A 23,148-nucleotide genomic window follows, 5' to 3' on the forward strand; every position below is an offset into this window, starting at 1 on the left:
ACGGTCGACCGTCCGTGAACCCCCTCGGCCCAGGCCCGGAAGGACGCTCGTGCGACGACCCATCCTGCGCCGCGGACGCCTCGATGCCTACGCCGTGGCCTGTGCCGTCGCCGCCGTGGTGCTCGCGGCCGTCGTCTTCCTCAACGATCTCGGCCACTTCAACACCGACATCAAGCCCGAGGTGTACCTCGCGCCGTGGGAGATGGTCGGCCGGTACCTGTCGTCGTGGACGGCGTCGCCGTACCTGGGGTCGGCGAACTTCAACGTCGGGCTCGTGCCCGTCCTGCTCGTGCTGTCCGCGCTGCGCGGCATCGGGCTGTCGCCGGAGTGGACGTTCAAGGTCTTCCACCTCGCACTGTGGCTCGTCGCGGCCTGGGGTGCCGCGCGCCTGACGCGCACCGTCGCGCCGCGTTCGACACGCTGGCTCGGGCTCGCTGCAGCCGTGTTCTATCTCGCCAATCCGTACGCGATCGCCGCGGGCAACACGCTCGCCATCGCCCTGCCGATGGCGTTCCTGCCATGGCTGCTGCTGTGCTACCTGCGCGCCCTGCAGCGGCCGTCGTCCTGGGCGTGGCCGGCGCTGTTCGGGCTCGCGTTCTTCGCGATGAGCGGCATGAACGTCGCCGTCGTGCCGCTGTTCCAGCTGTTCGGCATCATCCCGATCGCCGCCGTCGCGCGCTGGCACCTGCACCGCACCTGGCGCGAGGTCGCCGCCGTCACCGCGAAGTGCGCGCTGTTCGTCATCGCCGTGTCGCTGTACTGGCTCGTGCCGGCGATGTCGGCCGTCGCCACCGGCAGCCAGATCGTCGGCACGTCAGAAACTCTCGACGGCATCCACAAGGTCTCCTCGTTCACCGAGGTGCTGCGCGGGCTCGGGCTGTGGCCACTGTACGGCCACGGCGACGCCGGACCGTGGGTGCCGCAGAACGCCGCCTACATCACGAGCCCCTGGGTCATCGCCCTGACGGCCCTGTGGCCCGCGCTGGCGCTCGTGTCGCTGCGCTGGGCCCGCACCGGGGTGCGGCGCGCCGCGGCGCTGACGGCGGCGATCGCGGCCGTCGTCATGGTCGGGCTGTTCCCGGGTGAGAACGATGCGGAGAGTCCCGCGGGTTGGCTCATCCAGGCCGTGCTGGCGTTCCCGCCGCTCGCCGCCTTCCGCACGACCAACAAGATCGGTGCGCTGCTCGCGCTGTCGTTCGCCGTCGCCCTCGCGTTCGGCGCCGTCCATCTCACGCGTCTCGTGCGCCGCCGTTCCGGTCTCGCGCCGATCGCCGCGGCGCTCGCGAGCATCGTCGTCGCCGCCTGGATGCTGCCGGCCCTGGCGAACGGGCTCTACATCTCGCGCATGGACATCCCGTCGTACTGGGACGACGCCGCCCGCGCCGCCGATGACGGCGCCCCGCACTCCTCGACGCTCGTCCTGCCGGGCCAGACGCGCCCGACGTACCGCTGGACGGTGCAGCGCCCCGACGACCTGACGAACTCCCTGCTGAAGCGCGACGCCGTCATCCCCGAGACGACACCGAACGCGAGCGCCCCCGGCGGCAACTTCCTCGCGGCCCTCGACGACACCGTCCAGTCCGGTACGGCGTCGGGCGGCATGGTGTCGACGTTCGCGCGCTACCTCGGCTCCGACAACGTCCTCGTGCGCCACGACACCGTCTGGGAGAACGACGGGGGAGCGCGCCCGGCCGTCGTCCAAGCCCTCATCGGCACCGACACCGGCCTGTTCGGTTCCGGCAACTTCGGCAAGCCCGGGCAGAACGTCCTGTCGCCGGTCGCCTCGCCCGCCGGGTACGACGAGGCGAGCCTGCGCCCCGTGCAGCTGTACACCGTGCGTGACCCGCGAACGGCCGTGCGGGCGCAGAGCATGGCGAACTCCCTCGTCGTCGCGGGTGACGGCTGGTCGTTCCCCGAGATGGTGAACGCCGGGCTGCTGCGCACGTCACCGAGCGTGCAGTACGCGCAGGATCTCGACGCCGCAGCCCTGACGCGCGCGCTGCAGGCCAAGGGGCGCCTGGTCATCACCGACACGAACGCGCGACGCTCCGCCATCGCGCAGCGCCTCACCGCGGGCAACGGCGCGCTGCTCGCCGCGGGCGACCCTCTCGGCACGACGCGCACGCTCGGCGATTCGCCCGACGATCAGACGGTGCTGCTGCGCTCCGGGACGCTCGTCACCGCGACCACCTCCGGCGGCACGTTCTTCGACCTGCCGTACGCGGTGCCCGAGAACGCGTTCGACGGCAACCCCGACACGAGCTGGCGCTTCGGCGACTTCCGCCGCGCCGTCGGTCAGCGCCTCGACCTCACCCTGCCCGCGAGCCAGACGCTCGGTGACGTCACGATCGCCCAACCCGACCTCGGCCCCGTCAAGATCGACAAGGCGACGATGACGGCGGGTGGCCGCTCCGTCACGGTGCGCGTCCCCGATTCGGGCAAGGCCACCTTCCACATGGGCGGCGTGAGCGCGGACCGCGTCAGCGTCCACATCGACAGCATCCGCGGCGACGGCTTCAACCTCGTCGGCATCTCCGAACTGGGCCTGCCGGGGCCAAAGGCGACGCGTGCCGCGCGCACCCCGACGACGCTGACACGCCTCTACACAGGCCTCGACGACGCGGGCCGCTCGGCGTTCTCGTCCGCGCCCCTCGACGTCCTGCTGCGCCGCGTCGAGAACACGCCCGCGGCCGCCGACGACAGCGAGATCGCGCTGCGCCGCGTCGTCTCCCTGCCGCAGGGCCGCACCTTCAACGGGGATGCCCGCGTGCGGATCGACGGCGACGACCTGGAGAAGATCTACGACGAGGTCGCCGGGTACAGCGACGCGGTGCGTGCGACGTCGTCGGGCGTGTGGTTCGACAAACGCCAGTACCGTGCCTCGGCCGCGGCCGACGGCAAGAGCGACACGGGCTGGGTGCCCGGGGGAGCCTCGCCCAAGGGCGCCTGGTGGCAGCTGACGACGGCGCCGCGCGACATCACCAGCGTCGACCTCACGCAGAAACCGACGCTCGGCGACGCGAAGCGCACGCAGTGGGCGACGAAGGTGTCGGTGCTCGTCGACGGCAAGAAGGTCGCGAGCTCGTCGGTGAACAAGAACGGCGACACGCACATCGCGCTGCCCGACGGCACCCGCGGCTCGCGCGTGCGGGTCGTCATCGACGCCTCCGACGGCCCGGAGCTCGCGACGCCCGCCGAGTTCACCCGCATCGACACGGGCGCGTCGATGAAGACCTCCGACCTCGGCCCGTTCGACTCACCCGGCAAGAACCGCTGCCTCGACGTCGCGACGATCGACGGGCGCGCCGTGCCGATGCGCCTCGACGACGACACGATCACCCGCTCCTCGCAGGAAGGCACGCGCTGGGTCTCGTGCACGCCAGTGACGCTCGACGCCGGCGATCGCCGTATCGAGCAGGCCCCAGGGTTCGTCCTCGACTCCCTCGACCTGCGCGACAACCGCAAGCAGGCGACGAGCGTGCCCGCGGCGCCCGCGTTCCGCGTCACCGACGACACGCCGACGCACAAGACGATCCGTCTCGAATCGAGCGCGACGCCGAGCGCCGTCGTCATCGGCCAGAGCTACGACGCACGCTGGAGCGCGACGCTCAACGGCAAGGCGCTTCCCGCCCCGACGACGATCGACGGCTACAGCACCGGCTGGATCCTGCCCGCCGGCGCGCAGGGCACCGTCGAGATGCGGTTCGCGCCGCAGCGCTGGGCGAACGTGGCGCTGATCGTCACGCTGCTGACGCTCGCGGCGATCGCCGCCATCGTCATCGTCGCCGCCCGACGCGGCGGCCTGCGCGCGCCCGTGCCGCACCGCAGCGAGACGTACACGCGCAGCATGCGCCGCGCCGACGCACTCGCACGGCGCAGCGACGCTCAGTACCTGCGCCTCGACGTGGCATGCGTCGTCGCCGCGACGTTCGGCGTCGGCGCCGCGGGCCTCGTCGCCTCGCTCGTCGCGGTCGCGGCGCTGCGCCTGACGCGGGTGCGCTCGCGTCATCTCGTCGTCGCGGGGGCGCTGCTCGTGCTCGCAGGCGTCGGGGCGTTCCTCCTGCTCGACCCGAGCCTCGGGCAGGTGAGCGCCGACGCCATCGCCGCGAACATGTGGCCGCACCGCATCGCGGGCGCCGGCTTCGTCATCGCGCTCATCGGGTTGTTGCGTCAGCACGACGCGCCACGAACCGCACGCCGCAGCGGCGGCAGCCACCGCGCGGGGCCGCACACCGAGGCGGCCACGGACCCAGCCACGAAGACAGCCACGACCGACCGGGCGATCGCAGAACGAGGATGATGATGGACGAGCGAACCCCTGACGCGATGTTCGAGCGTGGTGTCAGCGTCATCGTGCCCACGCGCAACAACGAGCGCACCCTCGAAGCGACGCTGCGCTCGGTCAAGGAGCAGAGCGAGCCGGGCGTCACGCTCATCGTCGTGGACAACGCCAGCACGGACGCGACGAAGGACATCGCGCGCCGCTGGGCCGATGTGTACCTCGAGGGCGGGCCGGAACGTTCCGCGCAGCGCAACCGCGGCATCGAGGCCGCGCAGACGCCGTGGATCGTATGGCTCGACAGCGACATGATCCTTCCGCCGCGGGCGATCGAGGTCGCCCTCGACACGGCGCAGCGCACCGGCGCCGACGGCGTCGCGCTGCCCGAGCGCACGATCGGCGACGGTTTCTGGACGGCGTGCCGGGCCCTGGAGCGCGAGTGCTACCTCGACCAGCCGTGGCTGCACAACCCGCGGCTGCTGCGGCGTGACTTCATGCGCACCGACGGCGAGTTCCACCTCGCGATGTCGGGGCCGGAGGACGCGGATCTGCGGCTCAAGATGCGCCGCGCGGGTCAGCGGATCGAGCTCGCCCCCATCATCATCGACCACGACGAGGGCCGCCTCACGCTGCGCGACGTCTTCTCCAAGCGCTATTACTACGGGCGCAGCATCCTTGCGTTCGCGGCCGAGCACGACGGTGCCGTCGGGCAGCAGGGCCGGGACGTGCTGACGGCGTACTGGGCGCACCGCGACGACCTCGCGCGTCGCCCGCTGCACGCGGTCGGCATGGTCGGCATGCGCGCGATGGAGGCCGTCGGCTACGCCCTCGGCGCGGCGAGCGCACGGCGCGATCACGCGCGATGACCCGCGAGCTGCTGTGGCTGTCGCTGCCCGATCAGCGGCCGCGCCGTGAGCTGTACTGGATGTCGCGGATGCCGGGCACACACGTCACGGCGATGGCGCGCGAGGAGCCGTTCGGCGACCTCACCTGGATGCCGACGACGTACCGTCGCCCCGTGACGCGCTTCATCGAGGCCGGCGCGTTCGCGTGGGCGCAGGGGCTCGACGAACAGCTCGAGCGGACGCGCCCCGACTGGGTCGCGAGCCTCGAGCTGTGCTCGCTCGTCACCGGCCAGCTCAGCGCGCGGCGCCGACGCCGCCCCGGGCTGCGGCAGGCCGTCATCACGTGGGAGAACCTGCCGCGCCAACCGTTGTACGCGCTGCCGCCGTACCGTCAGGCGTTCGAGAGCACCCGCGACGCCGACCTCATCCTCTGCATGGTCGACGCGGCGCGCGACCACCTCGCACTCAACGGATTCGACCTGTCGCGTGTTCGCGTCGTCAAGCCGGGCATCGACGTCGAAATGTTTTGCCCCGCAGCCGAACTCGCCGACCGACCGCGGGTCGTGTTCACCTCGCCGCTCTCGACGAACAAGGGCATCGACACCGTCCTCGACGCGATGCGCCTCGTGCGCCGGCGCGTGCCCGACGCGCAACTCGTCGTCGCCGGTAACGGGCCGCTCGCGGGGCTCGTCGAGGAGGCCGAGCAGGCCGAACCGGGCGCCGTCGTGCGCGCCGGATCACTCGACGCGCCCGGCGTCGCCGAGCTGCTGCGCTCCGCGCGCGTCTTCACGACGGCGCCGCGCCCGACGTGGAAGTGGACCGAACAGCTCGGCCTCGCCTACCTCGAGGCGCAGGCGTGCGGGTTGCCCGTCGTCACGACCGCGTGCGGCACCAATGACGAAGCCGTGCGCGCACCCAACCTGCTGACGGAGTCGGGCGCGTACGCGCTCGCCGAGGGTCTCGTGCACTTCCTCACCGACGACTCGGCCGCGCGTGCGGCGTCGGCGGCGAACCGCGCGCGGATGCTCGCCGAGCACGACATCCGCCGTCAGAGCGCGAAGATGGGCGAGGCCTTTGCCGAGTTCGAGTGACGCCGTGACGACGTCCGGCCGGCGAGCGACGCACGGGGCTGCGTGGGGCGCGACGCGCTGGGCGGGCCGTCACGCCGGGATGCTCGCGAGCGCGGTGTGCGCCGCCGTCATCCTCGGCCCGATGCTGCTGACGCGCGGGTTCTGGCTGCACTACGACATGGTGTTCGTCCCGCACCTGCCGTTGTCGGACACGACGCTCGGTACGGCCGGGCAGGTGCCGCGCGCGGTGCCGAACGACGCGATCGTCGCACTGCTCGACCTCGTCCTGCCCGGGGACATCACGCAGAAGATCATCCTGCTCGGGGCGTTCCTCGCCCTCGGCGCAGGCGTCGATCGATGGCGCGCGCCGGTGCTCGCGCGCGTGTGCGCGAGCGTCCTGCTCGCCTGGAACCCGTGGGTCGCCGAGCGTCTCGCGATCGGCCACTGGGGGTACCTCTGGGGCTACGCGGCGTGCGTGTGGGCGATCGTCGGGGCGCTCGAGGCGCGCCGCGCTCGCACACGTTCGTCGGACGGCGTCGCGGCCGGCCGCGCGGAGGCCGAGACTGCTCGCCGCGCTGATTCGGCGGGAGAAGTCGACGCCTGGATCGACACGTACCGCGCCAGAGAGAGCGTCGCTCACCGCGACGCCGATGCGACGCACGCCCGCCGCAGCGTCGCCGTCGCGCTCGTCATGTCGGCGGCGTCCGGTTCGACGGGGGCCGTCCTCGTGGCCTTGGCCCTCGCCGCTGTGACGTTCGCACCCGGCGCGGGACGGCTGGCATGGCGCGCCGGGTGGCGCCCGACGTTGCTGACGGTGCTCGCCTGGGTCGGCCTCAACGCCTCGTGGTGGTGGCCGTTCCTCACGGCCGCGCCGAGCGACGCCGCCGACGCGGCCGGCGTCGAGGCGTTCGCGGCCCGCAGCGACGGCGCGGGGCCCGTGTGGACGTCCCTGCTCGGCGGTGGCGGCATCTGGCACGCGCCGTCATGGTTCGCCGAACGCAGCTCAGCGCCCATCGTGCTCGCCTCCGCCCTCGTGTGCGTCGCCGGCGTCATCGCCGCCCGGCGCCTCGGTCGCGGGCCGATCACGGCGCTCGCCGTCACGGGGCTGTTCCTCGCGGGCGCGAGCACCGTGCCGGGGCTGCGTGACGTCATGACGGCGATCGTCCTGCACGTGCCCGGCGGCGGGCTGCTGCGCGACGGGCAGAAGTTCGTCGCCCTCTGGGTCGTCCCGGCGGCCCTCGGCTGGGGGCTGCTCATCGACGCCGAGGTGCGCCGCGCTCGCGGCAGCATCCTCGCGCCCGTCGCCCTCATCGGCGGCATCGTCGCCCCGCTCGTGCTCCTGCCGGGCCTCGCGTGGGCACGCGGCGGACAGTGGCGCGGCGTCGATTATCCCGCGCCGTGGACGCAGGTCGCGCGCGACCTCGACGCCGGGACCAACGGTGCGACGCTCGTCCTGCCCTGGTCGACCTACCGTCGCTACGCCTGGAACGGCGAGCGCACCGTCCTCGACCCCTGGAACCGTTTGCTCACCGGCCGCGTCATCGCCGACGACGCGCTGGCCGTGCGTCAGGGCTCTGGCGTGCGGGTCGTCGCGGGGGAGGACCCGCACGCCGCCGCCGTCGGTCGCGCTCTCGTTCACCGCTCGGCCGACGAATTGCGTGACGCGATGGCTCGGGCCGGCGTCAGCCGCGTCATCGTCCAGACCGACCAGCCGGACGCCGCCGCCGTCGCGGATCTCGTCCGCCGCGCGGGGGCGACGCCGCTCGCCGCCGCGCCGCCGGTCTCGCACCTCACGACGTGGTCCGTCCCCGGTGCGACGCCTCGCCCGGCGACGCCGTGGTGGCGCGCGATCGGCCTCGTGACGAGCATCATCACCGCCGGTGTGGTCGTCGCGGGTACGAGCCGAGGCGGGGTTTTGCGTCGAAAGCGATGCACCCGCGCGCCGGAGCGGCTAAGCTGAACCAAACGCGTCGCCTCGGCGATGCTCCGTCGTGCCACCCGGTGGCGCGGCGGCTGACCACGAGCGAAGGTGAAGGCGGTCAACCCCATGGGCGCATCCACGAACAAGACGATGTACAACATCATCGGAGCCGTCGTCGGCTTCCTGCTCGCTCTGTTCGCGATCTGGGGTCTCGTCCAGTCGCAGAACTCGAGCCAGCCGCAGCAGTACCAGTCGAAGATCAGCTACGACGGCTGAGCCTCCGGCTCCCTCATCTCAGACGAGAGCGGGGAACGACCTCGACGGTCGTTCCCCGCTCACGCATGCCCTGACTCGGCTCAGCGGCAGCCCGCGCCGGGCGGCGCCAGCCCGTCAGCTCAGCTCGGCAGCGCCGCGGCGGGCATCGCGTTCGGCGACGAGCTCGCGCAGGCGTCGCACGTGCAGGGGCGTGTCGGGCGGCTGGGGTGCGCGCTCGGCGCGGCCGAGGACGTCGAGCAGCGTGTGGTGCACGTTGCGGCCGGCCGATTCCCAGCTGAACGAGCGCGCGTACGTCACAGCGTTGCGTCCATAGGCCTCACGCACGTCGTTGCGCGACAGCAGCACGCGCACGTCGTCGATCATCTCCGCCGTCGTCGAGGCGAGCGCGCCCGTCGAGCCGTGCTGGATCGACTCGCTCGGCCCTCCGGCTTGCGCGAACGCGACGGCCGGGGTGCCGTGCAGGCCGGCCTCGACGATCGTCAGGCCCCACCCCTCCTTGTAGGAAGGCATCATGACGACCCAGGACGAAGCGAGCAGCGTGTGCTTCGTCGCCTCGTCGACGAACCCGTGGAAGTGGACGGCGTCCTCGACGCCGCGTTCACGGGCATGGCGCTCGATGTTCGGCTGCCAATAACCCGAGCCGACGACATTGAGGTGCAGGCCCGGGAACTCCTCACGCAGTTCGGCGAGGGTGTCGACGGCGATCTCGACCTGCTTGTGCGGCACGAGCCGGCCGAGGACGGTGAGCGATGGCGCGGCGCTGCGGGGCACGTCGGCGTAGGATTCGAGATCGCGCGGGTGGTCGTTGCCGGAGTAGACGAGGTCGATGCGCTCGGCGTCGACGCCGAGGCTCGCGAGTTCGCTGCGGCTCGCCTTCGAGACGGTGATGTAGCGGCAGCGCCGGTACACCCACGGCGCGACGCGTGACTCGAGCAACCAGCCGAACCTTGCGAGGCGCGGGCTGAAGATGCTCGCCCACTGGTCGCGGTGGACGTGGTGGACGACGGCGACGACGGGGATGCGCGCGACGAGCGGCGACCAGAACGGCACGCCGTTCTGCACGTCGATGACGACGTCGTAGTCACGCTGGTGCCGCACGAGGTGCCACAGCCCCGCGGCGTAGCAGGTGAACCGGTTGCCGGCGCGAATCACGGTGACGTCCCCATGCATCGTGCGGCGTGCGGCGCCGGGGAAACGAGCCGTGTGGATCGTGACGTCGGCGCCAAGCTCGCTCATCACCTCGCTCGTGCGTTCGACGAACACCTCCGAGCCGCCCGACTCGGGGTTCTCGCGGTCGCGCCACGACAGATAGAGGACGCGCAGAAGCTCGGCGTCGCGCTCGTCGTGCATCCTGTGGCTCTCCTCGCCGTTCGGCTGCCTGCTTCCGGGTCGCCCGTTAGAGTATCGGGGTCGAGGAAGGCAGGTGGCCCGTTTCCATGAGCGCGTGCGAAGTGTGCGGTGGTCCGTGCACGGATCTGCCCCTGGGAGGCTCCGTCCTCGACGCCTGCACCCGTTGCGGGCACCTGCGTCGCGACCTCGATCGCGCGCCCGCGCGCCACCGCGATCATGCCTACGGCGGTGACCCGACCCTCGACGCGGCCCGCCTGCGCCTGACCCACCGTGCCCTCGTCGCCGACGGCGCGCCCGCGTCGGTCTTCGAGATCGGATACGGCGCCGGGGGATTGCTGCGCGCCTTCCATGACGCGGGGGCGCGCGTCGCGGGCGCCGACCCGGATCAGCTCGACCGGGACGTCGACCCCGTCGTCGTCGCGCACGGTCGCCTGCACGCCTGCGGTATCGAGGAGGTGCCGGCGGGGGAGCCGCCCGTCGACCTCGTCTACGGCATCCACGTCCTCGAGCACGTCGTCGACCCGATCGAGACGCTGCGCCGCACGCACACACTGCTGCGCCCCGGCGGTAGCGCCCACTTCTTCACCCCGGCCGGCGACTGGGCCGGCCTGCGCCTCGCGAGCGACGGCTGGTGGATGCTCGAGGACCCGACGCACGTGCGCTTCTTCACCGCCGATTCCCTCATCCGCGCCGCGTGTGAGGCAGGCTTTGACGACGTCGAGATCCGTCGCCCGCCGCTCGATTCGCTCGTCCACGACGCCGCGAGCGCCGTCCGCCGCGTAAGGCCTGCGCCGCGGCCGCAGGGGGTTCTCGCGCAGCGCTCGACGCTCGCTCTCACCGCTGCGACGCTGCCGCTGACTCTCGCTGCACGCGCGCTCGTGCCCCGGCTGCGCCCGACGCTGCACCTCGTCGCGCGGAGGCCGGAGTGACGTCTCGCCCAGGTGCCGCGACGCGACGGGGCCTCGGGCGTAGCGTCCGGTTGTTCCGTGCGTTCCTCGTCGAGCAGAGCGACCCGCACCGCTTCTACTCGGCTCTCGCCGACGACTCGATCGCGATCCTCGCCGAGCACGTCGACCTCGACGGTGCGCGCGTGCTCGACGTCGGCGCGGGCCCGTCCGAGTTCGCGGACGCCTTCCTCGCGGCCGGCGCCCACTATGTGCCGTTGGACGCCGACGCGAGCGTCCCCTCGGTGCGTGACGGCGGCGTCGTCGCGGACGCGGAGCACCTGCCGTTCGCACCACGAACCTTCGACGTCGTGTTCAGCTCGAACCTGTGGGAGCACGTGAGACGCCCCGAAGCGGTCGCCGATTCGTTGCTCGACGCGCTCGCGCCGGGGGGCGTGCTTTTCCTCGCGTACACGAACTGGTTGAGCCCGTGGGGTGGGCACGAGACGTCGCCGTGGCACTGGCTCGGCGGCGAACGGGCGGCGCGACGCTACGAGCGTCGGCACGGCCACCCGCCGAAGAACCTCGTCGACGAGAGCCTTTTCCGGGTGAGCGTCGCGCAGGGGCTCGCCTGGGCGCGCTCGGTCGAGCAGCGCGGCGGTGAGCTGATCGACGCCCGTCCCCGCTACTGGCCGGATGCCGCCCGCGCCGTCCTGCGGGTGCCGGGGCTGCGCGAGATCGTCACGTGGAACCTGCTCGTCCTCGTGCGCCGCGGATGAACGCGACGCGCGCACGGCTGCTCGCGCTGCGCGTCGCATTGGTCCTCGCGTTCGTGCCGTGGCTCGTGCAGCCGGGCGTCATCCAGCCGGACACCAAGGTCGACCTCGTCGTCTCGCCGTGGCGTTACCTCGCGCGCTCGCTCGACGCGTGGTCGACGCACTCGGGTTTCGGCGAACTGCAGAACCAGGCCTACGGCTACCTGTTCCCGATGGGCCCGTTCTTCGGCGTCCTGCACTCGCTCGGCGTGCCCGGCTGGGCGGCGCAGCGCGCGTGGTGGTCGTTCATCCTCGTCGTCGGCTTTCTCGGCGCGGCCCTCGTCGCGCGCCGCATCGCCGGGCTGAGCGCGGGGGCGGCCTGCGTCACCGGTGTCGCGTACGCGCTGAGCGCACGCGTGCTGACGCTGCTGTCGGAACTCAGCGTCGAGACGTGGCCGGGCATGCTGCTGCCGTGGCTCGTCCTCGCCGTGTGGTGGGGATGGCGCAGCAGCCGCCACATCAGGTTGCTCGCGTCCACCGGTGTGCTCGTCGCGTGCCTCGGCGGCGTCAACGCGACGGCGTCGCTCGTCGCCGTCCTCGGCGCCGGATTGTTCGCGCTCGTCGTGACGCGCGAGTGGCGCCTCGTCGGCGCGTACGTGATCGGTGCCGCGCTCGGCAGCGCCTGGTGGCTCGGGCCCCTCGTCGTCCTCGGCGGATACGCCTACCCGTTCCTCGACTTCATCGAGACCGCGCGCATCACGACGGCCGTGACGACGCTGCCCGCCATCCTGCGCGGTGCGTCCGACTGGGTCGCCTACATCGTCGACGCCGACGGTCACCCCATCTGGCAGTCGGGGTGGGTCGTCGCGCAGGGCACCCTCAGCATCGTCGCGGGTTCGACGCTCGCCGGCATCGCGCTCGCAGGGCTCATGACGACGCGCGGTGGTGCCTCGCGGGGCGCGCAGGATGACGTCATCCGCGCCGCGCGCCGCGTCCGCGTCGCCTGCGTCATCCTGCTCGCGGGCGGCATCGTGGGCATGGCCCTGCCGTACGCCGGCACGCCGAGTGGCCCGTTCTCCGGTCCGATGCGCGATCTGCTCGACGGCCCGCTCGCTGCGGCGCGCAACGTTCACAAGCTCGACCCGCTCGCCAGACTGCCCCTGGCCATCGGCGTTGGTGCGGCGTGGGATGCGCTGGCGCTCAGGAAAACTCGTGCGGATCACCCTCGCGCCGCACGCACCGCGTGGGTGGCGCGGGCCGGCATCCTCGTCGTCCTCGTCGGCACGTTGGCACCGTTGCTCGTCGGGCGTCTCGGTGACGCGAACGGCGTGCGCGCGTGGCCCGCCTCGCTCGTCGCCACCGCCCGAGACGTGGACGACGCGGCAGCCCGCGACGGCGGATCAAGTCTCGTCCTGCCGTCGACGCGATCGGCCCAGGCGGACTGGGGGAACGCCACCGACGAACCGCTCACCGCGTTCGCCGCGTCGCCCATCGTCGTGCGCGCCTCGGCTCCGCTCTACCACCCGGGTGCGCAGCGGCTCGTCGATGCCGTCGACACGGCCCTCGCGCCGGGTTCGGCGAGTGATCGGGGACGGGCGAGCGAGGCCGTGCAGGCGGCGGCACGGGCGGGGGTGCATCGCATCGTCGTGCGCTGGGGGAGTTCCACGTCGCAGCAGACGTCACCGCCGCAGGCGTACGTCGCAGCCCTGACACACGCCGACGGAGTGAGCGCCCATCGCGTCCACGGCAGCGGCGCCACGCGCTACGACGTCTTCGACCTGGCCCCCACACCGTCGACTACGGGCGCTGCGGTCTCCGTCCTCGGCGGTCCGGAGTCGACGCTGACGCTCGCCGGCGTCGGCGTCAGCGCGAGGCGCCCGTTCGTCACGGGCCGTGCCGACGGGTGGATCACCGACGACGTGCGACGCCGCGCGTACAACAACGGCCAGGTCGTCGGACGGGCCTTCGGGCCTGCCCTCACCGCCGATGACCCCGCGCCCACGCGCGTCGGCGCGCACGACCTCGACTTCCCCGGCCGTGACGCAGGAAGCAGCGTCCGCCGCGTCACCGGCGCCTCGCGCATCGAGGCGACATCGTCGACCGCCGACCCGTTCGCCTCGCTCTACCTCGGCCCGGGCACGTCTGCGGACGCGGCGTTCGACGGCTCCGACGCCACGCGCTGGCTGACGCGCGCCGACCAGCCCGGCACCCTGAGCGTGACGTGGGACGGCGGCGCCCCCGCTCAGACGATGACGCTCGTCCCTGCGGCCACGGGCGACGCGCGGGTGGCAAGCGTCGACGTGCGCATCGACGGGCGATCGGTGAAGCCGCAGCAGGGCGCCGATAGCACCTGGAGAATCGACGTGCCGGCCGGGACGCGCGCGGTCGCGGTCACCCCGCGCGCGGCGCCGGGGACGGGCACGAAGAATGCAGCCGTCGGGCTGGTCGAGGTGCGCTCCACCCGCCCCGTCGTCAGCGTCGTACACCTGCCGGGCACCGTCGATGGCACCCGAAACGGCGTCGTCGTGACGCGCACGCACCCCTGGTTCGACGGTCACGCGCTGGCGTCGGAGAATGACGGTGCGTGGACGCGAGCATTCACGGTCTCGCGTGCTGCGACCATGATCGTCACGCTGACGTTCAAGGCTGGCGTGGCGCCCGGATCGGTGCGAGAGCCCCTCATGATGCGGTCCGGATCCGGCGCCTGGCAGCCTGCCGGAACACCTGGTGGAGGGGCCGATACTGCAGGGAGAACGAGGTTGATGGCCCTGCCTGCCGGCGAGGCCAACCTGAAGGTTTCACCTGAGGTCGAACGTGTGACACTTGTTCCGGCCGCCGCGGCGGCCAGGGACCAGCTCGGACTCAGTGCGGATTCGAGCACGGACACGCCGGCCAACCCGACGCTCGCCTCGACGCAGGGCGCCAACGCCGGTTGGGCTCTCGACCCGGCATCGCCCACCCCCGCATCTGGCATGACCGCCGGTAGCACGCGCCTCGTGACCCTCGACGGATGGCGTCAGGGCGCCGAGCACGCCGCCCACGGACAACACTTTGTCTTCGCACCGCAGCACCTCCACCGCCTCAGCCTCGTCGTCGGTGCGGCCTGCGCACTCGCGTGCCTCGTGCTGCTCATTGCCACGACGTGGTGTGCCGCGGCGTCATCGCGACGCGCTGCGCCGATACGCCGCCAGGCAGCCTCCGACGACTTCGCGCTGCAGACACCGCGGGCACTCGTAGCGCACGCAGAATCTGCCGTGCCGGCCTCGCGCCCCCGCGCCGCCCTCGCGCTTGCCGTCCTCACCGCCATCGCGGCGGCACTCCTGGGATGGGTGGCGATACCCGTCGTCCTCGTCGCTTGCTTCGTGCCGCGGCGTCGACGGCGGGTGCTCGTCATCGCGCTCATGGTCGCGGTCGGCCCGATCATGGCGGCGCTCGGCGTCGTCGATCGCGGATCGCTCGGCGCGGTCTCCGGCCAGGTGCTGACGGCGCTCGCGCTCGTCGTGTTCAGCCTCGAGGTAAGCAGTGTGCCCAGCGGATGGCGGGTGCTTCGACGACGCGCCAACTGAGTCGCGCCAGTGCGAGTGACACGACGAGCGTCACGATGAGTACGAGAGCGAACGGCGCGTGGAACAGCCTCAGGTGCAGGGTCGTGAACAGCACCTGCAGCACGAGAACATGCCACAGGAACAGGCCGTAGCTGACGTCGCCCGCGCCGCTCAGCAGGGCCTGCGCCTCGGCGCGCGTCGGCCACGTCTCGTCTTCCGACGCTCGGACGGCCGCGCCGAGCAGCAACGCCGCGATGAGCGCGTACGCGAGTTCCTTGACGAGCGCCTGCCCGTGCGTCGGTGTCTCGAGGTGGATCGGCCCGCCGAGCGGTGTGGCCACCGCGACGTACGTGACGCCCGCCCATCCCAGCAGTGCTGACGGCGACGCTTCACGCACCGCGAGCCCCATGCGCGCCCGGCGGCCTGACCCGCCGGTCGTCGGGTCGGCCGTGAACACCCACCCCGCCGCCACACCGACGGCGAACCACGCGGCGTGTCCGATGACGCTCGTGCTGACGGCCCCGAGGTTCGCCCGTCCGCTCGAGGCGGCGAGTGTCTGCACGACGAGACCGGCGACGGCGACGAACATCAGGACCGGCAGCGGAGAGCGACCATCACGGCGACAGCCGCGCAACCACCGGCAGATCAGCGGCACGAGGGCGTAGAACGTCACCTCCGTCGTGATGCTCCAGGCCTGCGTGAATCCACGGAACGACTCGCCCGCGTATCCCTGCAGCAGCGTCAGGTGTGACAGCACCGAGCGCACGTCGACCGCACCCGGTTCGACCGCCAGCGTGACGACGACGACCGCCGCGAGCGCGACGAGATAGGCCGGCAGGATGCGTGCGGCGCGCTTGCGCCAGTAGTGCCTCGTCGGGGCCGCCCCCGCGCTCGCACCACGCGTCAGCAGGTAGGCCGATATGGCGAAGAAGACGGCGACGCCGACGTCACCGCGGGCGAGCAGACGCCCGACGCCGTCGATGCTCGAACCGCCGCTCCAGTAGGCGACGTGGGAGACGAGGACGAGCCCGGCAGCGACGCCTCGCAGCGGATCGATCCATGGAATGCGCTGCATGTGCCGTCCCTCACATCTACCATCGGGTAGCGTGCGTCCGGCACGCATCATCGAATGGAGGCTAGCCGCCCATGAACGACGAGGCGCGATCCACCCCCGAATCTTCTCCCGGGCCTTCGCCCGAGGGTCGGGCGTACGTCGACTACCGACGTCCGGTGCTGCGTGCGCGGGCGCCGCTGCGCGTCAGTTTCGCCGGGGGTGGCACGGACGTCGCGCCTTTCCCCGAACGCGAGGGCGGCTGCGTCCTGTCAGGCACCCTCAGCCAGTTCGCGTACTCGACGCTGCGTCCGCGCACAGACGGCCGCATCACGGTGCAGTCGCTCGACTTCGGTTACTCGATCGGTTTCGGCGTCGACGACCCGGTCGAGTACAACGGTGAGCTCGATCTGCCGAAGGCCGCGATAGCTCGCATCCGCGAGGTGCCGGGTGCGCTACCCGTCAGCGGGTTCGACCTGTTCCTCCACACCGCGGCGCCCCCCGGTTCGGGGCTGGGCAGTTCGAGCGCCGTCATGGTCTCCGTCATCGGCCTCGTCGCGCAGCACTGCGGCCTCGACCTCACGCAGTACGAGATCGCCGAACTCGCCTATCGCCTCGAACGCGAGGATCTCGGCATTCCCGGCGGTTCGCAGGATCAGTACGCCGCAGCGTTCGGCGGGTTCAACTTCATCGAGTTCACCGCCGACCAGGTCGTCGTCAACCCGCTGCGCGTGCGCAGCGCCACCGTCCACGAGCTCGAGCACAACATGTTGTTGGCGTTCACCGGACGGACGCGGGTGAGCGACCACATCATCGAGGATCAACGCAGCCGCTACGAGACGGGCAACGCCGAGGCCCTCGAGGGGTTGCGGGCGCAGAAGGAACTCGCCGAGCGGATGAAGATCGCGCTCGTGCGCGGCGAGGTCGACACGATCGGCCGGCTGCTCGGGGAGGCGTGGCGCGAGAAGCAGAAGATGTCGTCGCGCATCACGACGCCGCTCATCGACGAGGCGATGCGCCGCGCCCTCGACCACGGCGCGCTCGGCGGCAAGGTGACGGGTGCCGGCGGCGGCGGCCACATGGTGTTCATCTGCGAGTTCGAGCGCCGTCACATCGTCGCCCAGCAGCTCATCGACCTCGGCCTCACGGTGAGCGAGCCGATCTTCAGCCATGACGGCGTCACGACGTGGAGGGGGCAGAGCTGATGGAGCACCCCATCCACACCCTGGCCGACGGCGCGGCCTCGCCCGCGCTCACCTCACGTCTCGACGCCGGTATCGCCGCGTGGGTGCAGCTCGTCGACGCCGTGCGCGAGGCGGCGCTGCACGCGCAGGTCGTCGCCGCGGGGGAGGCGGTGACGAACGCGCTCACCGGCGGACACAAGATCCTCGTCGCCGGCAACGGCGGCTCCGCGGCGATCGCCTCGCACGTCGCCGCGGAGTTCCTCGGCAAGTGCGTCCACGACCGTGCGCCGCTGCCGGCGATCAACCTCGCCGAGAGCTTGTCGTCGGTCACGGCCATCGGCAACGACTACGGCTACGAGCAGGTGTTCGTCCGCGGCGTGCGCGGCCTCGGGCGCGCGGGCGACGTCTACGTCGCGATGTCGACGAGCGGACGCAGCCCCAACATCGTCGCGTCCCTGGCCGCAGCGCGCGAGCTCGGGATCACGACGATCGCGATGACGGGCGCCGGGGGAGAGCACCTGCGCGACGACGTCGACCACCTCCTCGTCGTGCCCTCGCACGAGACGCCGCGCATCCAGGAGGTCCACATGCTGTGGGCGCACGCGTGGTGCGAGGCCGTCGACGATCTCAGCCAGCCCGGCGCGTGAGCCCCGATCCGAGCGGACGCACCCACACGCGCCTGCCGCGTCCCGGGGCCGGCGCCCCGTACGACGTCGTCCTGCTCGATCGTGACGGCACACTCAACGCCCTCGCCCCCGGGTATCGCACGCCCGACGACTTCGCGCTCCTGCCGGGGGCCGTCGACGCGGTGGCGCGCCTGAGTGCTGCGGGCTGCGCGATCGTCGTCGTCACCAACCAGCAGGGCCTCGCGACGGGACGGCTGACGTGGGCGCAGCTGAGCGCCGTCAACGCCCGGCTGATCGCCGAGGTCGAGGCCGCCGGCGGCCGCATCGACGACGTCCGCCTCTGCCCGCACGCGGCCGACACCTGCGTGTGCCGCAAGCCGGCGCCCGGCCTGCTGTGCGCGCTGTTCGACGAGAATCCGCACGTGTCGCGCGAGCGCAGCGTCATGGTCGGTGACGCCGAGACGGATGCCGCAGCCGCCACAGCCGCGCGGGTGGCGTTCATGCGATGCGAGCCGACGATCGGGCTCGCCGGCGTGGTCGATTCGCTCGTCGATGACGAAACGGGCACAATTCCATCTCGTTGGTGAAACCGGTCACATTGCCCCTGCTGCAGGTGTTACCGTCGCGTAAGTTCCAGTCCCTGCCTAGGAGGCTCTCCCGTGCGCAAAGCCGCAGTCATGATCGGATTCGGTGCGTTCTTCCTGACGTTGGCGCTCCTGATGCGGTTCTACGCGTACCCGAAGCTGGCCGTGATCCCGAGTGATCAGAATACCCAGCAGACGGTCACCGACGATCACGCCAGCTACTTCGACGCCGACACGGTCAAGCCGGGGTCGGGCAAGATCATCACGAAGGCGACCGTCGTCGCCAACAAGGAGATGACGAAGAAGGCCTCCAAGGAGCTCGGCCGCGACGTCATCGTCATCGACCAGTGGCAGACGACGGACAACGTCAACGACAAGGGCCAGACGGCGTCGCCGCCGATGGATGCCTCGACGCAGCAGTACGCCGTCGACAAGTCCTCGGGTGAGGCCGTCAAGTGGAGCGGCAACATGCTCGACGGCAAGCCCACCAACTACGAGGGCCAGACGATCAAGTTCCCGTTCCAGGTCGACAAGAACAAGACCTACCGCTACTGGGACTCGACGCTCGGCAAGGCCGTCCCGATGAAGTACGCGGGTTCTGAGGACATCAAGGGTCTGAAGACGTACAAGTTCACGCAGACGATCCCGAAGACGAAGTTCACGACGATGGACGTCCCGGGTGAGGTCTTCGGTCTGCCCAAGGGTTCGAAGCTCGCCGACCGGTACTACACGAACGACCGCACGGTGTGGGTCGAGCCGGAGACGGGCGTCATGATGAAGCTGCAGGAGAAGCAGCACCAGACGCTCGAGGTGCCGAACGCGAAGCCCGTCGACGCGATGCTCACCACCTCGACGATGACCGACGAGACGATCAAGAAGAACGTCGACGACTACAAGACGAAGTCGAGCCAGCTCAAGATCCTGCGCCTGTGGGCTCCGCTGCTGCTCGGTCTGCTCGGTCTGTTCGCGCTGCTGCTCGGCCTGTTCGTCTCGCTGCGTGCCGGCCGTGAGCGTCGCGCCGCCCGCCATGAGCGCCGTGACGAGCGCGAGGTAGACGACGTGCGCCACGACGACGACTCCACGCTCGTGTTCGGTGACCACCCGCAGTCGCGTGGCGCGCACTCCGCCGATGAGCGGGGCCAGTACTGAGCATGCGGATCGTCATCACGGGAGGTGCGGGCTTCCTCGGCTCGCACCTGTCCGAGACGCTCGTCGCACGCGGTCACGAGGTCGTCGCCGTCGACAACCTCGTGACCGGGCGCCGCGCGAACGTCACGCAGCTGGAGGCTTCAGGTCGTTTCGAGCTGATCGAGCACGACGTGACGGAGCCCTTCGACGTCGGCGGTGACGTCGACGGCATCCTCCACTTCGCGTCGGCGGCTTCACCGGTCGACTACCTGAAGCTGCCGATCGAGACGCTGCGCGTCGGTTCGCAGGGCACGCAGAACGCGCTCGAACTCGCGGTGCGCAAGGGCGCCCGGCTCGTGTTCGCCTCGACGTCCGAGGTGTACGGCGACCCTCAGGTGCACCCGCAGCCCGAGACGTACTGGGGTCATGTCAACCCGGTCGGCCCGCGCGGCGTCTACGACGAGGCCAAGCGATATGCGGAAGCGCTCGTGCTCGCTTACCGCGAGGCGCGCGGGGTCGATGCCGGCATCGTGCGCATCTTCAACACGTTCGGCCCGCGCATGCGGCCCAACGACGGTCGCGCCATCCCGAACTTCGTCCGCCAGGCCCTCGCCGGTGAGCCGGTCACGGTCAGTGGCGACGGTGATCAGACGCGGTCCATCTGCTACGTCGACGACCTCGTCGCGGCCATCCTCGCGATGCTGCTCGAGACGCACGACCCCGGCCCGGTCAACATCGGCAACCCGCACGAGATCTCGATGCGCGACCTCGCGCAGTGGATCATCGAGCTGGCGGGGTCATCCTCGACACTCGAGTTCATCGAGCGCCCCACGGACGATCCGTCGGTCCGTCGCCCCGACACGACGAAGGCGCAGCGCCTGCTCGGCTGGTCACCGCAGGTGCCCGTGGAGACCGGGCTGCAGCGCACCATCGAGTGGTTTCGCACCGAGGCCGCGTCGACTCCGGTCCTGACACCCGGTCAGACCGAGGAGATCCTCAACCGCTGACGCGATCCCGGCCGCGGCCGACCCTGTTGGCGGTATTCGCGCGACGCACCCTTCAGGCAGGTCTGCGGCCGGCGAGGATGAGCGTGCCCGGCACGAGCCGTCCGCGCAGGGGGCTCCAGCCACCCCAGGTCGACTCGTTCGACTCCTTCCACGGCAGTTCGCGTAACTGCTCGAGTACGAGCCCGGCGTCGAGCAGTTCGCGCACGCGCTGCTCGAGAGTGCGGTGGTGCTCGGCGTAGACGACGTCGTCGCCCGCCGCCTCGGCGTAGGGCGTCGTGTCGAAGTACGAGTGCTGGATCGTCAGCCCGGCGGCGTCGGGCACATCGGGCAGGCTCCAGCGGACGGGGTGCGTCGTCGAGAACGCGACAAGCCCGCCTGGGCGCGTGACGCGCGCCAGTTCCCGCATGAGGGCCGAGGTGTCGGCGATGAACGGAACCGCGCCGAAAGCCGAGAAGACGACGTCGAAGGAGGCGTCCGCGAACGGCAGTCGGCTCGCGTCGCACTGCACGAGCGGCAGTGACGTGCCGGTGCGGGCGTCGAGTTGCACGGCCGTGCGCAGCATCCCGCCGGACAGGTCCGTCGCGACGACGCGTGCACCCTGCCTGGCGCACCAGCGTCCGGCCTGCGCGGCGCCGGCACCGAACTCGAGGAGGTCGCGGCCCGCGAGCCCGCTCGGCTCGCCGAGGACGTGGAGCTCGTCCTCGCGCCACCCCTCCGGCCCCCAGACGAACTCGGCGTCACCGAGGAAGGCGCCGTGCTCGTCGAGATAGTCGCGCGCCTCGGCGTCCCACCACGAGCGATTTCCGCGGGCGGAGGAGGCTGCGTCGACGTCGAAGCGTCCGGCACGGTCGGGGGTCTGCATGAACCCACGCTACGATGCCCTTCCCATTTGGCCCTGATCGCCCCGCGTGCCTAGGATGAGAGGGCGTGTCGTACGTGCCCACGCTCCCCGTTGCTCGCAGACGGGGCCGGGCGCGCCCGAGACGTTGTTCGATTTGTCCGCAGAGGCGGTCCACCTGCGCGCGTTGTCGTGCCCGATGGTCTCGCCTCCCGAATTGCCCACCGAAAGTTACTTCTTACACATGACTTCCACCACCACGTCCCCGATCGCTGTCAACGACATCGGTTCGGAGGAGGAGCTGCTCGCCGCGATCGACGCGACGATCAAGCACTTCAACGACGGCGACATCGTCGAAGGTGTCATCGTCAAGGTCGACCGTGACGAGGTTCTCCTCGACATCGGTTACAAGACCGAGGGTGTCATCCCCTCGCGGGAGCTCTCGATCAAGCACGACGTCGACCCGGGCGAGGTCGTCAAGGTCGGCGACGACGTCGAGGCTCTCGTCCTCCAGAAGGAGGACAAGGAAGGCCGCCTGATCCTGTCCAAGAAGCGTGCGCAGTACGAGCGCGCCTGGGGCACGATCGAGCAGATCAAGGAAGACGACGGCGTCGTCACCGGTACGGTCATCGAGGTCGTCAAGGGTGGTCTCATCCTCGACATCGGCCTGCGCGGCTTCCTCCCTGCGTCGCTGGTGGAGATGCGTCGTGTCCGCGACCTGCAGCCGTACGTCGGCAAGGAGATCGAGGCCAAGATCATCGAGCTCGACAAGAACCGCAACAACGTGGTCCTGTCGCGTCGTGCGTGGCTCGAGCAGACGCAGTCCGAGGTTCGCACGACGTTCCTCAAGGAGCTGCAGAAGGGCCAGGTCCGCTCCGGCGTCGTGTCCTCGATCGTCAACTTCGGTGCGTTCGTGGACCTCGGTGGCGTCGACGGTCTCGTCCACGTCTCCGAGCTGTCCTGGAAGCACATCGACCACCCGTCCGAGGTCGTCGAGGTCGGTCAGGAAGTCACCGTCGAGGTGCTCGACGTCGACATGGACCGCGAGCGCGTCTCGCTGTCGCTCAAGGCGACGCAGGAAGACCCGTGGCAGCACTTCGCTCGCACGCACGCCATCGGCCAGGTCGTGCCGGGCAAGGTCACGAAGCTCGTCCCGTTCGGTGCGTTCGTGCGCGTCGAGGACGGTATCGAGGGTCTCGTCCACATCTCCGAGCTCGCCGAGCGTCACGTCGAGCTGCCCGAGCAGGTCGTCACCGTCGGTTCCGACATCTTCGTCAAGGTCATCGACATCGACCTCGAGCGTCGTCGCATCTCCCTGTCGCTGAAGCAGGCGAACGAGGACGGCGCTGCCGCCTCCGAGTTCGACCCGACGCTGTACGGCATGGCTGCGGAGTACGACGAGCAGGGCAACTACAAGTACCCCGAGGGCTTCGACCCGGAGACGAACGAGTGGCTCGAGGGCTTCGACGCGCAGCGTGAGAAGTGGGAGAAGCAGTACGCCGAGGCCCACTCGCGCTGGGAGGCCCACCAGGCCCAGATCGAGCAGGCCCGCAAGGACGACGCCGAAGCTGCGGCGTCCGGTGAGACCGCCCCGACGTCGTACTCGTCGTCGAACTCGGGCTCGAGCTCGCAGGGTTCGTCCTCCTCGTCGTCGAGCTCCAGCTCGAGCTCGGCTCCGGCCGAAGGCACCCTCGCCTCCGACGAGGCGCTGGCTGCTCTGCGCGAGAAGCTCACGGGCAACTGATCCACGCGATCAGCTGAGAGCCACGGCTCTCACCCGCTGAACGTCGGCCCCTCTCACTGCG

At 71.0% G+C, this 23,148-nt stretch carries 17 protein-coding genes; 14 read left to right on the forward strand and 3 right to left on the reverse strand.

Going from position 1 to position 23,148, the window contains the following annotated elements:
* Positions 1 to 49: 49 nt before the first annotated feature.
* The 5 genes from AC1RS9_RS00430 (at position 50) to AC1RS9_RS00450 (ending at position 8,391) form a co-directional block, all read left to right on the forward strand.
* Positions 50 to 4,300, forward strand: a complete 4,251-nt coding sequence (locus AC1RS9_RS00430) for an alpha-(1->3)-arabinofuranosyltransferase domain-containing protein (protein WP_492920138.1) — start codon at positions 50 to 52, stop codon at positions 4,298 to 4,300.
* A gap of 2 nt (positions 4,301 to 4,302) precedes the next feature.
* Positions 4,303 to 5,145 carry a glycosyltransferase family 2 protein gene (locus AC1RS9_RS00435; RefSeq protein ID WP_492920140.1) on the forward strand — a complete coding sequence of 281 codons (843 nt, stop codon included), beginning with the start codon at positions 4,303 to 4,305 and terminating at the stop codon, positions 5,143 to 5,145.
* The gene (locus AC1RS9_RS00440; RefSeq protein WP_074045270.1) at positions 5,142 to 6,215 is read left to right on the forward strand and encodes a glycosyltransferase; all 1,074 of its coding nucleotides are present in this window, start codon (positions 5,142 to 5,144) and stop codon (positions 6,213 to 6,215) included. Before AC1RS9_RS00435 ends, AC1RS9_RS00440 begins: the two co-directional genes overlap by 4 nt.
* Positions 6,216 to 6,219: 4 nt before the next feature.
* Entirely contained in the window at positions 6,220 to 8,154 is a 1,935-nt protein-coding gene (locus AC1RS9_RS00445; RefSeq protein ID WP_492920143.1) for a hypothetical protein, read from the forward strand.
* A gap of 87 nt (positions 8,155 to 8,241) precedes the next feature.
* Positions 8,242 to 8,391, forward strand: coding sequence for a hypothetical protein (locus AC1RS9_RS00450; protein ID WP_156444985.1), 150 nt, complete (start codon positions 8,242 to 8,244; stop codon positions 8,389 to 8,391).
* 114 nt (positions 8,392 to 8,505) lie between these two features.
* Here the strand turns inward: AC1RS9_RS00450 and AC1RS9_RS00455 are convergent, their stop codons facing one another.
* Positions 8,506 to 9,741: a glycosyltransferase family 4 protein gene (locus tag AC1RS9_RS00455; protein ID WP_062258209.1), complete on the reverse strand. Its 1,236-nt coding sequence runs from the start codon at positions 9,739 to 9,741 to the stop codon at positions 8,506 to 8,508.
* A gap of 86 nt (positions 9,742 to 9,827) precedes the next feature.
* Between AC1RS9_RS00455 and AC1RS9_RS00460 the strand changes: the two genes are divergently transcribed.
* From AC1RS9_RS00460 to AC1RS9_RS00470, 3 genes are read left to right on the forward strand one after another with little or no spacing between them, the layout of a single operon-like run.
* The gene (locus AC1RS9_RS00460; protein WP_074039408.1) at positions 9,828 to 10,670 is read left to right on the forward strand and encodes a class I SAM-dependent methyltransferase; all 843 of its coding nucleotides are present in this window, start codon (positions 9,828 to 9,830) and stop codon (positions 10,668 to 10,670) included.
* On the forward strand, positions 10,667 to 11,404 hold the full coding sequence (locus AC1RS9_RS00465) for a class I SAM-dependent methyltransferase (RefSeq protein WP_006943303.1): 738 nt from the start codon (positions 10,667 to 10,669) through the stop codon (positions 11,402 to 11,404). The genes AC1RS9_RS00460 and AC1RS9_RS00465 overlap by 4 nt, the downstream gene beginning before the upstream one ends.
* The gene (locus AC1RS9_RS00470) at positions 11,401 to 14,946 is read left to right on the forward strand and encodes an alpha-(1->3)-arabinofuranosyltransferase domain-containing protein (RefSeq protein WP_492920146.1); all 3,546 of its coding nucleotides are present in this window, start codon (positions 11,401 to 11,403) and stop codon (positions 14,944 to 14,946) included. The genes AC1RS9_RS00465 and AC1RS9_RS00470 overlap by 4 nt, the downstream gene beginning before the upstream one ends.
* On the opposite strand, the gene AC1RS9_RS00475 is transcribed toward AC1RS9_RS00470, so the two are convergent.
* A complete protein-coding gene (locus AC1RS9_RS00475; RefSeq protein WP_062258378.1) occupies positions 14,885 to 16,000 on the reverse strand; it encodes an acyltransferase family protein in 1,116 nt (371 codons plus the stop codon). The genes AC1RS9_RS00470 and AC1RS9_RS00475 overlap by 62 nt on opposite strands.
* A 71-nt stretch (positions 16,001 to 16,071) precedes the next feature.
* Between AC1RS9_RS00475 and AC1RS9_RS00480 the strand changes: the two genes are divergently transcribed.
* The 5 genes from AC1RS9_RS00480 to AC1RS9_RS00500 all read left to right on the forward strand — a co-directional run bounded on the left by AC1RS9_RS00480 (position 16,072) and on the right by AC1RS9_RS00500 (position 20,505).
* A complete protein-coding gene (locus AC1RS9_RS00480) occupies positions 16,072 to 17,181 on the forward strand; it encodes a GHMP family kinase ATP-binding protein (protein ID WP_006943302.1) in 1,110 nt (369 codons plus the stop codon).
* Complete coding sequence (locus tag AC1RS9_RS00485; RefSeq protein ID WP_115296177.1) at positions 17,181 to 17,807, forward strand: D-sedoheptulose-7-phosphate isomerase; 627 nt, start codon at positions 17,181 to 17,183, stop codon at positions 17,805 to 17,807. Before AC1RS9_RS00480 ends, AC1RS9_RS00485 begins: the two co-directional genes overlap by 1 nt.
* Positions 17,804 to 18,373, forward strand: a complete 570-nt coding sequence (locus AC1RS9_RS00490) for a D-glycero-alpha-D-manno-heptose-1,7-bisphosphate 7-phosphatase (RefSeq protein ID WP_006943304.1) — start codon at positions 17,804 to 17,806, stop codon at positions 18,371 to 18,373. The genes AC1RS9_RS00485 and AC1RS9_RS00490 overlap by 4 nt, the downstream gene beginning before the upstream one ends.
* A 72-nt stretch (positions 18,374 to 18,445) precedes the next feature.
* Positions 18,446 to 19,519: a cell envelope lipid trafficking protein PgfA gene (gene pgfA, locus AC1RS9_RS00495; protein WP_006943300.1), complete on the forward strand. Its 1,074-nt coding sequence runs from the start codon at positions 18,446 to 18,448 to the stop codon at positions 19,517 to 19,519.
* A 2-nt stretch (positions 19,520 to 19,521) separates the two neighbouring features.
* Positions 19,522 to 20,505 (forward strand): UDP-glucuronic acid decarboxylase family protein, encoded by a 984-nt coding sequence (locus tag AC1RS9_RS00500; protein ID WP_006943312.1) that lies wholly within the window; start codon positions 19,522 to 19,524, stop codon positions 20,503 to 20,505.
* Between the two features lie 52 nt (positions 20,506 to 20,557).
* On the opposite strand, the gene AC1RS9_RS00505 is transcribed toward AC1RS9_RS00500, so the two are convergent.
* Entirely contained in the window at positions 20,558 to 21,367 is an 810-nt protein-coding gene (locus tag AC1RS9_RS00505; RefSeq protein ID WP_492920150.1) for a class I SAM-dependent methyltransferase, read from the reverse strand.
* Between the two features lie 220 nt (positions 21,368 to 21,587).
* Here AC1RS9_RS00505 and rpsA point away from each other — a divergent pair, with 220 nt between their 5' ends.
* Positions 21,588 to 23,087: a 30S ribosomal protein S1 gene (gene rpsA, locus AC1RS9_RS00510; RefSeq protein ID WP_006943310.1), complete on the forward strand. Its 1,500-nt coding sequence runs from the start codon at positions 21,588 to 21,590 to the stop codon at positions 23,085 to 23,087.
* The last annotated feature ends 61 nt before the right edge of the window (positions 23,088 to 23,148 follow it).

It is taken from the genome of Dermacoccus sp. MPR-E5, assembly GCF_058809565.1.

What these genes read in the sequence shown, in the direction of transcription:
- AC1RS9_RS00475 (WP_062258378.1), bottom strand. Translation starts at nt 16,000, where the DNA reads ATGCAGCGCATTCCATGGATCGATCCGCTGCGAGGCGTCGCTGCCGGG.
- AC1RS9_RS00485 (WP_115296177.1), top strand. Translation starts at nt 17,181, where the DNA reads ATGGAGCACCCCATCCACACCCTGGCCGACGGCGCGGCCTCGCCCGCG.
- AC1RS9_RS00435 (WP_492920140.1), top strand. Translation starts at nt 4,303, where the DNA reads ATGGACGAGCGAACCCCTGACGCGATGTTCGAGCGTGGTGTCAGCGTC.
- AC1RS9_RS00505 (WP_492920150.1), bottom strand. Translation starts at nt 21,367, where the DNA reads ATGCAGACCCCCGACCGTGCCGGACGCTTCGACGTCGACGCAGCCTCC.
- AC1RS9_RS00450 (WP_156444985.1), top strand. Translation starts at nt 8,242, where the DNA reads ATGGGCGCATCCACGAACAAGACGATGTACAACATCATCGGAGCCGTC.
- AC1RS9_RS00470 (WP_492920146.1), top strand. Translation starts at nt 11,401, where the DNA reads ATGAACGCGACGCGCGCACGGCTGCTCGCGCTGCGCGTCGCATTGGTC.
- AC1RS9_RS00500 (WP_006943312.1), top strand. Translation starts at nt 19,522, where the DNA reads ATGCGGATCGTCATCACGGGAGGTGCGGGCTTCCTCGGCTCGCACCTG.
- AC1RS9_RS00480 (WP_006943302.1), top strand. Translation starts at nt 16,072, where the DNA reads ATGAACGACGAGGCGCGATCCACCCCCGAATCTTCTCCCGGGCCTTCG.
- rpsA (WP_006943310.1), top strand. Translation starts at nt 21,588, where the DNA reads ATGACTTCCACCACCACGTCCCCGATCGCTGTCAACGACATCGGTTCG.
- AC1RS9_RS00440 (WP_074045270.1), top strand. Translation starts at nt 5,142, where the DNA reads ATGACCCGCGAGCTGCTGTGGCTGTCGCTGCCCGATCAGCGGCCGCGC.
- AC1RS9_RS00455 (WP_062258209.1), bottom strand. Translation starts at nt 9,741, where the DNA reads ATGCACGACGAGCGCGACGCCGAGCTTCTGCGCGTCCTCTATCTGTCG.
- AC1RS9_RS00460 (WP_074039408.1), top strand. Translation starts at nt 9,828, where the DNA reads ATGAGCGCGTGCGAAGTGTGCGGTGGTCCGTGCACGGATCTGCCCCTG.